Source organism: Nocardioides cremeus, assembly GCF_030518195.1.
GTDB classification, from domain to species: Bacteria; Actinomycetota; Actinomycetes; order Propionibacteriales; family Nocardioidaceae; genus Nocardioides; species Nocardioides cremeus.
In genome coordinates this window covers 122063-135726 of record NZ_JAULSC010000008.1, presented here as the reverse complement: position 1 = coordinate 135726, position 13664 = coordinate 122063, and the positions used below count along the sequence as shown (strand labels likewise).

The window sequence follows — 13664 nt, the reverse complement described above, 5'->3', positions numbered from 1 at the left end:
CCCAGACGCACCGAAGGAGGCAGCACCGATGCCCGTCGTCACCGACACCGAGGACGCAGTGGTCACCGCCCTGCTCGACGCGCTGCCGTCCGGCAGCCAGGGCGTCGACTCCGCCGAGCGCATGCGCGCCTGGCTCGACCTGCACCCCGACGAGTACGCCGTCGTGCTCGGCCCGCACCTCGACCTCGACGACGCCCTGAAGGCCTGCGAGGACCTGCGCACCACCCGGCCCACCGTCAGCGTGGTGCTGGTGCGCACCGAGGTCGACGCCGCCGTGCTGACCCGGGCGATGCAGGCCGGTGCCCGCGACGTCGTCCCTCACGGCGACACCGCCGGCGTGGCCGCGGCCGTCTCCCGTGCCCACGAGCTGCACGTCGCGCTGCGCGGGCCCAGCGGGGCCCACCAGCTCGGTCGCGTGGTCACCGTCTTCTCGCCCAAGGGCGGGGTCGGCAAGACCACCATGGCGGTCAACCTGGCGCTGGCGCTGGCCGACGGCGGGGCCCGGCGGGTCTGCCTGGTCGACCTCGACCTGGCCTTCGGCGACGTCGCGATCACCATGCAGCTCTTCCCCACCCACTCGATCGAGCACGCCATCGGCTCCGAGCACGACCTCGACGTCGACCAGCTCGACGACCTGCTGACCCGCCACGACAAGTCCCTGATGGTGCTGGCCGCCCCGGCGCACCCCGACGCCCGCGAGCGGGTCACCCCGGCCCTGGTCACCCGGGTGCTGCGCACCCTGCGCGAGTCGTTCGACCACGTGGTCGTCGACACCGCGCCGGCCTTCGACGAGCAGGTGCTGACCGCCCTCGACGAGACCGACGAGTGCATCATCGTGGCCACCCTCGACGTGCCCACCCTCAAGAACGTCAAGGTGGCCCTCGAGACCCTCGACATGCTCGACATCGCCCGGGGCCACCGGCACCTGCTGCTCAACCGGGCCGACGACGCGGTGGGGATCGGCCCCGAGAAGGTCGAGGCGATCCTGGGCATGCCGATCGCCACCCAGGTCGGCTCGTCGATCGCCATCGCGGCCTCGACGAACTCCGGGGTCCCGCTCGTCGTCGACTCCCCCGACCACCCCGGCAGCACCGCCCTGCGCGCCCTGGCCGCGTCGCTGGCCGGAGACAGCGTGCCGGCCCCGGCCGGGACCGGCAGCACCCCCGAGGGCGAGCAGGCCGGCGCCCAGGAGTCCCAGAACGGCACCAGCCGCGGCAAGGCCCGCTTCCGGATGAGGAGAGAAGGATGAGCAGCCTGTCCGACCGGCTCGCCGCGGCCCGCCGCGCCGGGGCCGACCCCGGCGCCGAGCCCGAGGACCCCACCATGCTGGGGCCCGCCGGCCCGACCGACGCAGCCGTCGTACCGGCGCCGGCGGCGGCTTCCGGGCCCCGGCGCTCGCTGGGCGGTCGTGAGGACGACCGCATCGAGCAGCTCAAGGCCAGCGTGCACGTCGAGCTGGTCAAGCAGCTGGGCCCGCACCTCTACGACGCCGACATGGACACCGACGAGCTCGACCAGCGGGTGCGCTCCGTGCTCGCCGACGTGCTCGGCAAGCAGGACCGGCCGCTCTCGAGCAGCGATCGGCAGCGGGTCTCGCTGGAGATCACCGACGACATCCTCGGCTACGGCCCGATCGAGCCGTTCCTGCGCGACCCCGACGTCTCCGAGGTGATGGTCAACGGCCACGACTCGATCTGGCTCGAGAAGAGCGGGCGGCTGGTGCCCGTCACGGCCAAGTTCGCCGACGAGGACCACCTGCGCCGCACCATCGACAAGATCGTCTCGCGCATCGGCCGCCGCGTCGACGAGTCCTCGCCGATGGTCGACGCCCGCCTGCCCGACGGCAGCCGCGTCAACGCGGTGGTGCCGCCGCTGGCCGTCGACGGCTCGGCGCTGACCATCCGCAAGTTCGCCGCCGACCCGCTGACCGTGGCCGACCTGATCCGCTTCGGCTCGCTCTCCGACCAGACCGCCGGCTTCCTCGACGCGTGCGTGCGCGGTCGGCTCAACGTGATCGTCTCGGGCTCGACCGGCGCCGGCAAGACGACCACCCTCAACGTGCTGAGCTCGTTCATCCCCGACGACGAGCGGATCGTGACGATCGAGGACGCCGCCGAGCTGCAGCTCAAGCAGGACCACGTGGTGCGCCTGGAGTCGCGCCCGGCCAACATCGAGGGCAAGGGCGCGGTCTCGATCCGCGACCTGGTCAAGAACAGCCTGCGGATGCGCCCCGACCGGATCATCGTCGGCGAGGTCCGCGACGCCTCCGCGCTCGACATGCTGCAGGCGATGAACACCGGCCACGACGGCTCCATCTGCACCCTGCACTCCAACGGCCCCCGCGACACGCTCTCGCGGATGGAGACGATGGTGCTGATGGCCGGCATGGACCTGCCGGTGCGCGCGATCCGCGAGCAGGTGGCCTCCGCGGTCGACCTGGTCGTGCACCAGACCCGCTTCAAGGACGGCACCCGCCGCATCACCCACATCACCGAGGTGGAGCGGATGGAGGGCGACGTCATCACGCTGCAGGACATCTTCGTCTTCGACAGCTCGCTGGGCTTCGACCGCGAGGGACGCTCGCTCGGACGGCTGCGCGCCACCGGACTGCGCCCGAAGTTCCTGGAGAAGATGGCCTACGCCAACGTCACCGTCGACCCGCTGATCTTCGCCACGGACCGGATCTGATGCGCAACCGGTCCCTGTCCCTCCTGCTGCTGCCGCTGCTCGGCTGGCTGGCGCCCGTGCTGCTGGGCGTCGCTCCGGCGGCCGCGACGGGCACCGCCGGTGACGGCGCGAGCATCTCGTACGCCGAGCCCACCGCCGACGGCGTCTCGCTGCTGGTCTCGGTGCCCGCCGACGCCGACGTCGACCCGGGCTCGGTGGCGGTGCGCATCGGCGGCGCGAGCGTGCCGGCGCAGGCGGAGCCCGCCGGCTCCTCGGGCACGGTCCAGCGCAGCGCGGTGCTCGCCATCGACACCAGCAACTCGATGTCGGGCGAGCGGTTCGAGGCGGCGCAGCAGGCCGCCCGCGACTTCCTCGCCCTGGTCCCCGACGACGTGCTGGTCGGTGTGGTCACCTTCGCCGGCGACGTGGCCACCCCCCAGGTGCTCACCGCCGACCGCGACGCCGCGCGCGCCGTCGTCGACTCGCTGACGCTGAGCCGTGGCACCGCCCTGCACGACGCCGTGCTGGCCGCGGTCGACTTGGCCGGCAGCGAGGGCCAGCGCACCGTGCTGGTGCTCTCCGACGGCGCCGACACCACCTCCACCCCGCTGGCGGAGGCGACCGCGGCCGTGACCGCCTCGGGCATCGGCCTCGACGTCATCTCGCTGCAGGGCGCCAAGCCGACGCTGCGCGAGCTCGCCGTGGCCGGCGACGGCCGCGTCGTGCCCGCGACCAGCCGGGCGCTGGCGGCCGCCTTCGCCGCCGAGGCCGACGCCCTCGACCGCCAGCTGCTGGTCACCGCCGGTGTGCCCGCCGACCTCGGCGCCACCGAGCAGACCGTGCGCGTCACCCTCGACTCCCCCGCCGGACCGGTCGTCGCCGAGGCGTTCGTGCCGGTGGCCGAGTCCGTCGCCGGCGGCACCGGCGTCGACGAGCTGGTGCGCAGCGACAACGGCTGGAGCGCGCCGGGCTGGACGATGTGGGTGGGGGTGCTGGGCCTGGGCGCCGGACTGGTCGCCCTCGCCGTGCTGCTCGTGCCGCGCCGCCAGGTCGCCGCCGACCCCGCCGAGCGCGTCGAGCAGTACGCCGCCGCCACCGGCCGCCCCGGATCGCCGGCCGCCGCTCCGGCACGGGTCGACCCCGAGCAGGCGCTGGCCCAGGCCAAGGAGGCCGCCGGCCAGGTGCTGCGGCGCAACCGCGGCCTCGAGGCACGCATCGCCGCCCGCCTCGAGAGCGCCGGCAGCGAGCTCAAGGCGCCCGAGTGGCTGCTGGTGCACGTCGGCATCGTCGTGGGCGCCGGGCTGCTCGGCCTGCTGCTCGGCGGTGGCAGCCTCGTCGTCGCGCTGCTGCTGATCGTGCTCGGCGTGCTCGGGCCGTGGCTCTACCTGGGGATCCGGAGCTCGCGGCGCCGCAAGAAGTTCAACGAGCTGCTGCCCGAGACGCTGGGCCTGATCTCGGGGTCGCTGTCGGCCGGGCTGTCGCTGAGCCAGTCGGTCGACACCGTGGTCCGCGAGGGCCAGGAGCCGATCGCCGGCGAGTTCCGCCGGGTGCTCGCCGAGACCCGCCTCGGTGTCACCCTCGAGGAGGCCCTCGAGGGGGTCGCCGAGCGCTTCGACAGCAAGGACTTCGAGTGGGTGGTGATGGCGATCCGCATCCAGCGCCAGGTCGGTGGCAACCTCGCCGAGCTGCTCGACACCGTCGCCGGGACCATGCGCGAGCGGGCCTACATCCGCCGGCAGGTCTCCACGCTCGCCGCCGAGGGCAAGCTCTCGGCGTACGTGCTGGGCGGCTTGCCGCCGCTCTTCTTGCTCTTCCTCTTTATGTCACAGCGCGAGTACGTCATGGTCCTTTTCAGTGACCCGCGAGGACTGGTCATGCTCGGCGGCGCCGCCTTGTGGCTGGCCGTAGGAGCGTTCTGGATGAGCAAGCTCGTCAAGGTGGAGGTCTGAGATGCTGGTGCTGCTGATGTTGGGCGTCCTGATGATCGCCGCGGCGCTGGTGCTGCTGGCCGCCGCGACCACCACTGACGCCGAAGCCAGCGGTGTCGGCAGGTCGTTGGCGGTGCTGCGGGCGATGACCGACGCGCCCAAGGAGCTGACCACCGAGGTCGACCGTCCGTTCTCGGAGCGGGTGCTCGAACCGCTGCAGGCCCGCGCGCTCGGTCTCGGCCGCCGGCTCAGCGGCGCTGACTCCGCCGACCGGATCCGTCGCAAGCTCGACCTGGCCGGCAACCCGCGCGGCTGGGATATCGACCGAGTCGTCTCCGGCAAGGTCGTCGGCGCCGTTGTCGGCCTTGTCGTGGGCGTTGTGCTGGCCGCGCTCCTCGGGCTCTCGACGTCCACCTCCGTCGTTACCGTGGTCGCGGGACTGCTGCTCGGCTTCCTCGCCCCTGGGCTGTACCTGTACCAGAAGGCCTACGACCGCACCCAGCAGATCACCCGCGACCTGCCGGACGCCATCGACCTGATGACGATCAGCGTCGAGTCGGGCCTCGGCTTCGACGCCGCGGTGCAGCAGGTCGCCCGCAACACCGAGGGCCCGGTGGCTGAGGAGTTCGCCCGGGTGCTGCGCGAGATGCAGATCGGCCAGGGCCGATCTGAAGCATTACGGTCGATGGCCGAGCGCACTAACGTGGATGACCTCAAGTCGTTCGTCAGCGCGATGGTGCAGGCTGACTCGTTCGGCGTCCCCATCGCCCAGGTGCTGCGCATCCAGGCCCGAGAGATGCGGGTCAAGCGCAGGCAGCGGGCCGAAGCGAAGGCGCAGCAGGTGCCGGTGAAGATCACGGTGCCGCTGATCTTCTTCATCCTGCCTTCGCTCTTCGTGGCGGTGATGGGCCCGGCGGTCATCGGAATGATGGACGGTCTGGGATGATCCCTCCGTGCTCCTAGCCCACCGCCAGGCCCTGCGCATCAATGCAGCCGCACGCGCCTTCGTGCTGCTGGCCATCGGCGGTCCCCTGCTGTGGAGCCGCGACCACAATGGGCTCGTCGGTCTGCTGGTGTTGGCAGCGCTGTGGGTAGTCCTGCTGCTGGTCGAGCGCCGAACCCAGACACACCCGATCGCCCTCACTTTCGTTGAGTCCGCGGCGGTGACCGTCACGTGCCTCCTCGCGCTAGGTGACTCACCTGCCATCCTGGGTGCCCTCGCAGCGCCGCCTTTCGTGGCCGGCCTGCGCTGCGGCGCGCGGGGCGTCCTCACCGCACTCGGCACGGTCGTGCCAACCGCGACGGTGGTCCTCGGATTAGGTGAAGCCGCCCTCAACGCCGACGAGCTGCTGGCCGCCTTCACCTGGCTCACTATGGGTCTCGGGCTAGGCATGGTTGCCTCGTTCTTGCGCTCAGCGTTGAGCGCGCCCGACCCACTGTTGCCCTATCGCCACGCCAGCTCGCTGCTGCACGAGCTCAACCAGCTCTCCGAAGGGCTCAGCTCGGGACTGGAGCCGCGCAGCCTCGGCGGCGCGATCCTCAGTGCGGTGCGTGACGAGCTGCCCACCGCCGACCTGGTGCTCTACGTCGGCGACGACGACCTCACCCCACTGCTGAGCCGCACCCTCGACGACTCGGGCTCCACGCACACCGCCCTGCTGGCCCGGCTGGCGCAACGCTCGGGCAGGCTCGAGACCGACGGTCAGACGTTCGCCTTCCCGCTGCGTCCTGAGTCGGGACAGCCCGGCATCGTCGCGGGCGTTTTCTCCGACCGGCTCGATCCCGGTGCGCTCGACCTGCCGCGGACGGTACGACGGCTGACCCGCCAGCTCGAGGTCAGCACCGTGCACCTCGAGACCGCGTTGCTCTTCACCGCCTTCCGCGACGCGGCCACCGCCGACGAGCGGCGCCGGCTCTCGCGCGAGATGCACGACGGTGTCGCGCAGGAGATCGCCTCGCTCGGCTACCTCGTCGACGCCCTGGCCGCCACCCCGGCCTCCGACGAGCAGGCCGCGCGCTTCCTGATGCTGCGCGAGCGGGTCAGCGAGGTGGTGGCCGAGGTGCGGCGATCGGTCGTCACGCTGCGCACCACCGTGGGCGAGAGCGAGAGCCTGGGCGCGGCGATCGGCTCGCTGGCGCGCAACCTCAGCCAGCTCTCCGGCGTCGCGATCGAGGTGACGCTCGACGAGAAGTCGCAGCGGCTGCGCGGCGAGATCGAGGCCGAGCTCTTCCGGATCACCCAGGAGGCGCTCAACAACGCCGTCAAGCACGCCCAGTGCACGCTGATCCGGGTGCACTGCCACGTCGACGCCCCCGCCGCCACGATCTCCGTGATCGACAACGGTCGGGGTCTGGGTGACATCGGGCTGCCGCTGGATGCCCGGGCCGACTCCTACGGCCTGGGCATCATGCGCGAGCGCGCTGCCCTGATCGGCGCCCACCTCGACATCGAGGAGCCCCCTGGAGGCGGGCTCCGGGTCGCCGTCGCGGTATCGTCCGGGCACCCGGCGACCCCCACCGGTCGAGCGAGCGAGTCCCCCCGAGAGATCCAGGTGTCCAGATGAACGAGTCCCAGACGAGGGTGATGCTGGTCGACGACCACCAGCTGATCCGGGACGGCCTCGGCGGCGTCTTCGAGATGCACGCCGACATGAGCGTGGTCGGCACCGCAGCCTCCGTCACCGAGGCCCTCGACCTCTTCGCCGAGAAGCGTCCCGAGGTCGTCGTCACCGACCTGCAGCTGCAGGACGGCACCGGCCTCGACATCGTCCGCGCGCTGCGCCGCGACCACCCCGAGGTCGGTCTGGTGGTGCTGACCATGCACTCCGGCGACGACCAGATCTTCGCCGCCATGGAGGCCGGTGCCTCGGGCTTCGTCGGCAAGGACGCCCCCTCCGACGAGGTGGTCAAGGCCGCCCGGCACGCGAAGGTCTCGCCCCGCTCCTTCGTCTGCTCGGGCCTGGTCGGCGCGATGATGCGCCGCGGCGCGGCCGAGTCGACGCGCCTCACCGATCGCGAGCACGAGGTGCTGGTGCTGCTGGCCGACGGCCTGGGCGCCTCGGCGATCGGTGACAAGCTCTACATGAGCGAGTCGACCGCCAAGTCGCACATCGCGAAGATCTACCAGAAGCTGGGCGCCGCCAACCGGGCGCAGGCCCTGGTGACTGCCATGCGCGTGGGGCTGCTGTCCTCGGTTCAGCGCAACCCCAGCTAGCGGTGACCGCCCGGGAGCCGGTCTAGTCCGAACGGACTACCCCGACGGCGAACCTTCTCCCGATCCGCGGTGGGGTGCTGCGTTGGCATGCTGGTGACATCCGGTCCCACCCCCCTGTCCGGGACCACGTCTTGAGGGAGACCACCATGCTGCAGTTTCTGATCACCATGATCAACGGCCAGAAGGCCAAGATGGACGAGCGCGGCGCCTCCGCCGTCGAGTACGGCCTGCTGATCGCTGGCATCGCCGCCGCGGTCATCCTGGCGCTGACTTTTCTGACCCCGGTGGTCGGGGCGATGTTCACCGAGACCTCGAAGGACATCACCAACGGCACCAAGTAGGCGATCAGTCAGCCAGTGCGAGACGACTCAGCACGCCGGGGTGGCTAGCGAACCACCAGTCCCACCCATCCCGAGCACCCAAGTCGCTGAGCGACCGCACCGCCAGCTGACGTTGCAGCTCGACGAAGCCCTCCGGGTCCCCTGTGGCCCGGAGGGCTTCGACGTCGGCGCGTGTTTCGACCGTCCGGCTGAGCCCGTTCTGGATAGGCAGGGCCAGCACGGTCCCCACGGCCAGCATCGCCAGCACCAGCGGCACCGTGCCGGCGCGGCGTACGTCGTGACGGCGCAGCAGCACCCCGGCCAGGCCCACCGCGGCGGCCACCCCCACGGCTCCGAGCAGCGAGCCGACCAGCACGTCGTCGTGCTGGGCGTGCACCAGCTCGTGGGCGACCACCGAGAGCGCCTGGTCCTTCGGCAGGTCGCGCACCAGCGTGTCGTAGAGCACCACCCGGCGGGTCCCGCCGAAGCCGGAGACGTAGGCGTTCAGCGTCGTCGTACGACGCGACGCGTCGGCCACCAACACCTCGTCGACGTCGACCCCCTGGGCGTCGGCCAGCTCGAGCACGCCGGTGCGCAGCGCCCCGGCCTCGAGCGGCTCGAAGTCGTTGAAGAGCGGCTCGACCACCAGCGGGTAGACGAACGACCCGAGCAGCACCAGCAGGCCGAGCACTCCCCCGGCGACGGCCGGCCAGCGGCGCGGGAAACGCCGGGCGCAGAGCATCAGCGCGAGCAGGCCGACCGAGGTCACCACCACGGTCAGGCCCTCGCGCACCGCCAGGTCGCGGGCGAAGCCCCACCACGACTGAGTGGAGAGCCCCTCCTCGAGCACGCGCCGGCGCACCAGCACGGCGAAGGGCAGCGTGATCGTGCGCCGGAGGACCTCCAGCAGCGCGACCACCAGCACCACCTGCGCCCACCACGGCCCGGGCAGCCGGGCCACGAGGCGGCGGCCCAGCGAGGTGAAGCCGACCACGCACGCCACCAGCAGCGAGACGCCCAGCGAGCTCAGGCTCCAGGTCCGCACCCAGGTGGAGAAGGACTCGGCGCGGGCGATGTGCGCGGCGGTGAAGTAGTCCTCCGGATCCACCGGCTCGGGCCGACCGCCCGGCACCGGGTCCCACGGCACCAGCCACCACGCCAGCAGCGCGAAGGCGGCCCCGGCGACCAGCAGCACCGCCCAGGCGGTGCGGGTGTGCGTCACGCCGCCCCCGCCCCGTCGGCCAGCGAGCGCAGCTCGTCGCGCCAGCGCCGGGTCAGCTCGGTCGGGTCGATCCCGACCACGTCGCGCACCGCGACCTCGAAGTCCTCGCCCGCCCCGACGACCCGGTAGAGCTCGACCAGGGCGTCCTGCCCGCCGGCGCGCGCCAGCTCACGGGTGGCCAGCCACGCCGCCTCGTACGCCGCGCCGAGGTACGGCGCGCCCACCCCGAGGTCGGTGGGCCCCGGCAGCGCGGCGGGCACCCCGCTATCGCGCACCTGGGCCACCACCTGCGAGGCCAGCGTGGTGTCGGGCAGGTCGACGTCGCGCAGCGCCACGTAGTCGGCGAAGCCCTCCACCAGCCACAACGGGGCGCGGCTGGTGGGCGCCTCGGTGAGCGCGTGCACGGCCTCGTGGCTCATCACGACCTGCGCGCCGACCGGCTCGAGCCGATCCATCTCGGCGGGGTTGACCAGCACGTGCAGCGGACCGCCGTCGACGACCTCGCCGTCCGGGCTGGTCGTCACGGCCGCGACCTCGGCGTAGGTGCCCTCGTCGACGCCCAGCGCGGCGTCGAGGCCGGCGGCGGTGCGCGGCACCTCGACCACCAGCCCGCGCCCGATGCCGGGCAGCACCCTGCGCACCACGGGGACGGCCCGCTTGGCGAGGCGGTCGTAGCGGGCCAGGTCGCGGGCCGAGCCGGCCACCGCCACCACCCGCGAGTCCGTACGCCGCACCCGCAGGTCGTCGGTGAGCCAGAGCGGCGCCCGGCCGCCGGCGACCCCGGCCGCCGTCACGGTCACCCGCTCGCTGCTGCCCTCGGTCCCGTTGGTCCCGTCGCTTCCGCCGGTGACGTTGCGCAGGGCGAAGACGACCTCGCTGCGCGCCGGGGCGGGGTCGAAGCCCGCGACCTGCCAGGTCACGTCGACCACGGCGCGCCAGGCTCCCTGCGGGTCGGTCCCGCCCTCCTGGTCGACGTAGCGCAGTGTCACGCCCTCGAGCCCAAGGTCCGCAGCGTTCTCGACGACATCACGGAGCCGGCGCCCGGCCGCGGGGTCGTCGTCGGGGGCCAGCGCCGCGGCCGCCTCCGCGTCGCCGCTCGAGATCGCGGCCTCGAGGTCGGCCAGGGCGGCGGCCGCCTGCCCGGGCCGCGCGGTCGGTGCCGCCCCGGGCTCGGCGCCCGGCGTGGCGACGTACGGGTCGTCGAGGGCGCGCCAGACGACGAGCCCGAGCACCACCAGCAGCAGGGACAGCGAGAGGCCGGCCACCCACGAGCGTGGGCGACCGGCCTCTCGACGTGCGGTGCTGGCCAGCGTGATCAGCCGGGTCGGGTGGCCCCGACGAGGGGCATCGAGTCGACGCTGGTGATCCGGACACCGGTGCTCGGGTTCGCGGCGTCGACGATCTGGCCGTTGCCGATGTAGATGCCGACGTGGCTGATCGGGCTGTAGTAGTAGACCAGGTCGCCCGGCTGCAGCGCCGAGGTCGAGACCTTGGTGCCGCCGCCGTACTGGGCGCTCGACGAGTGCGGCAGCGAGACGCCGGCCTGGCGCCAGGCCATCATCGTCAGGCCGGAGCAGTCGAAGCCGCTCGGGCCGGCCGCGCCCCACACGTAGCTCTTGCCGACCTGGGCCAGGGCGTACTGCACCGCGGCAGCCGCACGACCCGAGGCGGGCGCCGCCACCGGGGCGGTCTCGGTGCGCTGGGCGTCGCGCGAGACGACCGCCTCACGTGCCTCGAGGGCCTCGCGCTCCTCGGTCTTGAGGCGCGAGAGCAGTGCCTCGGCCTCCTCGACCTTCTCGTCGATGGTCGCCTGCTCCTCTGCGAGCTCCTCCTCGACGTCGGCGAGCTCGGCGGCCTGGGCCGCGGTGGCCTGGCGCCGGATGTCGAGCGCCTCGACCTCGAGGGAGTAGGTGTCGAAGAGCTGGTCCTGCAGGCCGTCGTAGGCGCTGAGGGTCGACATCTGAGCAAGGAAGGCGCTGGGGTCGTCGGCGACGACGACCTGGCCGACGGCGGAGAGGCTCTGGCCCTGGTAGGTGCGCACGATCGAGTCGCGCACCTGCTCGCGGACCGAGCTCATCTGCTCGTCCTGGCGCTGCTGGTCGGCGCGCACGGCGTCGAGCTCGCGCTGCAGCTCCTCCAGCTCGATGCGGGCGTCGTTGTGACGCTCCGAGGCCTGCTCGGCCTCGTGGTAGAGCTTGTCGACGCGGGCCTGCACGTCGTCGATGTCGGGCTCGGCCTGGGCCGGGCTGGTGGGCACGAAGGCCACTGCGCCCACGAGCAGGGCTCCGGCGAAGGCCGTGGTCAGGCGCTTGTGACCGTGAAGCACGAGTGGGCGGTCTCCCTCAGCTATCGACGTCTGCCGGGTGAGCAGGAGGGTGCGACCCCACGACCGATGGTTCCCCGGCTCCCGAGCGCGTGCGCTCCGGACTCGACGCGGTGTCCGCGCGGACCAGGACGATCCACTCCCACGGACACCAGCCACGGACGTTAGTCGCTGGCCGGCGCCGAGACCAATCATCCGCCGCGCGTCGCCATCGAATTTGCGGACGTCGCAGCCCCAGGAGCCACCCGTGTCACACAGGTCACATGCACCACAGGTTGCCTGGACCGGCGGCCGGGTCTCGCCCGGTCAGGCCGACTCGGCCTCGGGGCCGCTGACCGGCTCGACCAGCCGCAGCGGAGGCACCAGCCCGCCCGCGGCCAGCGCGTCGAGCGCCGCCCTCTCGTCGTCGTCGATGGTCAGCTCGGGCGGCGGCCCCAGCAGCACGGAGACCACGCAGTCGTGGCAGGCCAGTCCCCGGACCACACAGGTGTCGCAGTCGATTCTCGTCGTCATGCAGGTGAGGCTGGCAGGGGCCACCGACAACGGCGCCGCGGCGACACACCGACGGCGTGTCCCGGCGTGTCGCGACGGGCTGCCGGCGGGCTGTCCGCGGGTGCGCTCAGCGCGCCAGCAGGTCCAGCAGCACCCGCGACGACACGTGCCGCACGCCCCGCGCACGCGTCCGGGCCCGCAGCTCCTGGTCGTCGGTGACGACGACCACCACGCGGCCCTCGGGCTCGGCGGCGACGAGGTCCTCGATGACCCGGTCGGCGATGACGCCGTACGGGCTGAAGAGCACCTTGACGCCGCGCGGCGCGGTGACGCCGGGGCGCACGTCGACCTCGGCGGCGTCGAAGACCACGGTCGTCTCCGCGCGCGTGCGCGCGACCAGCGGCGCCAGCAGGGCCAGCAGCCGGGAGCGCTGGGTCTCCAGCGAGGTCGACGACCACACGGTCTTGGTGACGTTGTAGCCGTCGACGACCAGCCGGGCCTGCGGCAGCGCCAGGTGCTGCTCGAGCACCGAGGCCGTGATCGGTGCGCTCACCGCACGGGCGCCGTCCCGGGCGGCGTCGTCCTCCAGCCGCTGCTCCACCGACTCCCCCGGCGCCGTCGAGCCCGCCGGAAGGCCGAGCTCACGGCGCAGCCCAGCGGCGGCGTCGACGAGCGTCTCGAGCAGCACCCGGGCTCGGGCGGTGGCGTCGTCGCGCTCGGTGCGGTCCGCGCGGCGCTGCGCCTGGCTCTGGGCCTGGGCCTGCGCCTCGAGCGTCTCGACCCGGGCCCGCAGCCGCCGCAGCTCCTTCTCCTGTGCCGCCAGCGCCGCCTGCTCCCGCGCCTGGGCGCCCTCGACCTCGGCGCGCGCCTGCTCCAGCTCCTCGCGCACCGCACGCTCGGCGGCCCGCGTCTCGCCGAGCCGGCGACGCAGCGTCGCGTTCTCCGACTTCTGCTCGTCCAGCTGGGCGCGGTGGCTCGCGCGCGCCTCGCGCACCGCCTGCTCGGCCTGCTCGGCCCGCTCGGTCAGCCGCGCCTCGCGGGAGCGCTCGGCGCTCTCCTCGCGTGCCGCCACCGTGCTGACCGCGTCGTCGAGGCGCCGGGTCCAGCCGCGGGGGCGCAGCAGCCACCCGAGCGCCGCGTCCTCCAGCGCGTCGCCCGACCCGCCCTCGCGCAGCGCCGCGACCTCCGTGGCACGGGCCGTGGCGACCTGGTGGGCGGCCCGCTCGCGCAGGTCGGGGTCGGCCAGGGCGGCCGCGATCGCCGTACCTCCCAGGCGCGCCCGGCGGGCCGGCGCGAAGCCGGCCACCCGCCGCAGCGCGGGCGGCAGCCCGGTGACCTCCGGCAGCACCGAGGCGACCACGGCGACGACCCGCGTGCGCACCGCGACCGGCAGGTCCTCCAGCGCGACCTCGGCATCGCCGTCGGCGCCGGCAGCGTGCTCGTGCTCCGCCACCCCGCCTCCTCACTGCTCGACACCGGTCCTCGACCGCACCTGTGC

General features: G+C 73.2%; 12 protein-coding genes. 7 read left to right on the top strand and 5 right to left on the bottom strand.

What is annotated here, in order from left to right; translation table 11 throughout:
* The first annotated feature begins 28 nt into the window (after positions 1 to 28).
* The 7 genes from QWJ41_RS10515 to QWJ41_RS10485 all read left to right on the top strand — a co-directional run bounded on the left by QWJ41_RS10515 (position 29) and on the right by QWJ41_RS10485 (position 8150).
* Entirely contained in the window at positions 29 to 1249 is a 1221-nt protein-coding gene (locus QWJ41_RS10515; RefSeq protein ID WP_302707994.1) for a CpaE/TadZ family protein, read from the top strand.
* On the top strand, positions 1246 to 2688 hold the full coding sequence (locus tag QWJ41_RS10510) for a TadA family conjugal transfer-associated ATPase (RefSeq protein ID WP_302707992.1): 1443 nt from the start codon (positions 1246 to 1248) through the stop codon (positions 2686 to 2688). The genes QWJ41_RS10515 and QWJ41_RS10510 overlap by 4 nt, the downstream gene beginning before the upstream one ends.
* A complete protein-coding gene (locus QWJ41_RS10505) occupies positions 2688 to 4616 on the top strand; it encodes a type II secretion system F family protein (protein WP_302707991.1) in 1929 nt (642 codons plus the stop codon). Before QWJ41_RS10510 ends, QWJ41_RS10505 begins: the two co-directional genes overlap by 1 nt.
* 1 nt (position 4617) lies before the next feature.
* On the top strand, positions 4618 to 5541 hold the full coding sequence (locus QWJ41_RS10500) for a type II secretion system F family protein (protein WP_302707990.1): 924 nt from the start codon (positions 4618 to 4620) through the stop codon (positions 5539 to 5541).
* A 7-nt stretch (positions 5542 to 5548) separates the two neighbouring features.
* The gene (locus QWJ41_RS10495; RefSeq protein ID WP_302707988.1) at positions 5549 to 7159 is read left to right on the top strand and encodes a sensor histidine kinase; all 1611 of its coding nucleotides are present in this window, start codon (positions 5549 to 5551) and stop codon (positions 7157 to 7159) included.
* A complete protein-coding gene (locus QWJ41_RS10490; protein ID WP_302707986.1) occupies positions 7156 to 7809 on the top strand; it encodes a response regulator transcription factor in 654 nt (217 codons plus the stop codon). The genes QWJ41_RS10495 and QWJ41_RS10490 overlap by 4 nt, the downstream gene beginning before the upstream one ends.
* Positions 7810 to 7955: 146 nt before the next feature.
* Positions 7956 to 8150, top strand: coding sequence for a Flp family type IVb pilin (locus tag QWJ41_RS10485; protein ID WP_302707984.1), 195 nt, complete (start codon positions 7956 to 7958; stop codon positions 8148 to 8150).
* Positions 8151 to 8154: 4 nt separating this feature from the next.
* Here QWJ41_RS10485 and QWJ41_RS10480 read toward each other — a convergent pair whose 3' ends face one another.
* The 5 genes from QWJ41_RS10480 to QWJ41_RS10460 all read right to left on the bottom strand — a co-directional run bounded on the left by QWJ41_RS10480 (position 8155) and on the right by QWJ41_RS10460 (position 13619).
* Positions 8155 to 9351 carry a M48 family metalloprotease gene (locus QWJ41_RS10480; protein WP_302707982.1) on the bottom strand — a complete coding sequence of 399 codons (1197 nt, stop codon included), beginning with the start codon at positions 9349 to 9351 and terminating at the stop codon, positions 8155 to 8157.
* The gene (locus tag QWJ41_RS10475) at positions 9348 to 10616 is read right to left on the bottom strand and encodes a hypothetical protein (protein ID WP_302707980.1); all 1269 of its coding nucleotides are present in this window, start codon (positions 10614 to 10616) and stop codon (positions 9348 to 9350) included. Before QWJ41_RS10475 ends, QWJ41_RS10480 begins: the two co-directional genes overlap by 4 nt.
* 50 nt (positions 10617 to 10666) lie before the next feature.
* A complete protein-coding gene (locus QWJ41_RS10470; protein WP_302707979.1) occupies positions 10667 to 11677 on the bottom strand; it encodes a C40 family peptidase in 1011 nt (336 codons plus the stop codon).
* A gap of 303 nt (positions 11678 to 11980) precedes the next feature.
* Positions 11981 to 12187: a hypothetical protein gene (locus QWJ41_RS10465; protein ID WP_193670430.1), complete on the bottom strand. Its 207-nt coding sequence runs from the start codon at positions 12185 to 12187 to the stop codon at positions 11981 to 11983.
* Between the two features lie 106 nt (positions 12188 to 12293).
* Positions 12294 to 13619 (bottom strand): NYN domain-containing protein, encoded by a 1326-nt coding sequence (locus tag QWJ41_RS10460; protein WP_302707976.1) that lies wholly within the window; start codon positions 13617 to 13619, stop codon positions 12294 to 12296.
* Positions 13620 to 13664 lie beyond the last annotated feature (45 nt).

What these genes read in the sequence shown, in the direction of transcription:
- QWJ41_RS10515 (WP_302707994.1), top strand. Translation starts at nt 29, where the DNA reads ATGCCCGTCGTCACCGACACCGAGGACGCAGTGGTCACCGCCCTGCTC.
- QWJ41_RS10510 (WP_302707992.1), top strand. Translation starts at nt 1,246, where the DNA reads ATGAGCAGCCTGTCCGACCGGCTCGCCGCGGCCCGCCGCGCCGGGGCC.
- QWJ41_RS10505 (WP_302707991.1), top strand. Translation starts at nt 2,688, where the DNA reads ATGCGCAACCGGTCCCTGTCCCTCCTGCTGCTGCCGCTGCTCGGCTGG.
- QWJ41_RS10500 (WP_302707990.1), top strand. Translation starts at nt 4,618, where the DNA reads ATGCTGGTGCTGCTGATGTTGGGCGTCCTGATGATCGCCGCGGCGCTG.
- QWJ41_RS10490 (WP_302707986.1), top strand. Translation starts at nt 7,156, where the DNA reads ATGAACGAGTCCCAGACGAGGGTGATGCTGGTCGACGACCACCAGCTG.
- QWJ41_RS10485 (WP_302707984.1), top strand. Translation starts at nt 7,956, where the DNA reads ATGCTGCAGTTTCTGATCACCATGATCAACGGCCAGAAGGCCAAGATG.
- QWJ41_RS10465 (WP_193670430.1), bottom strand. Translation starts at nt 12,187, where the DNA reads ATGACGACGAGAATCGACTGCGACACCTGTGTGGTCCGGGGACTGGCC.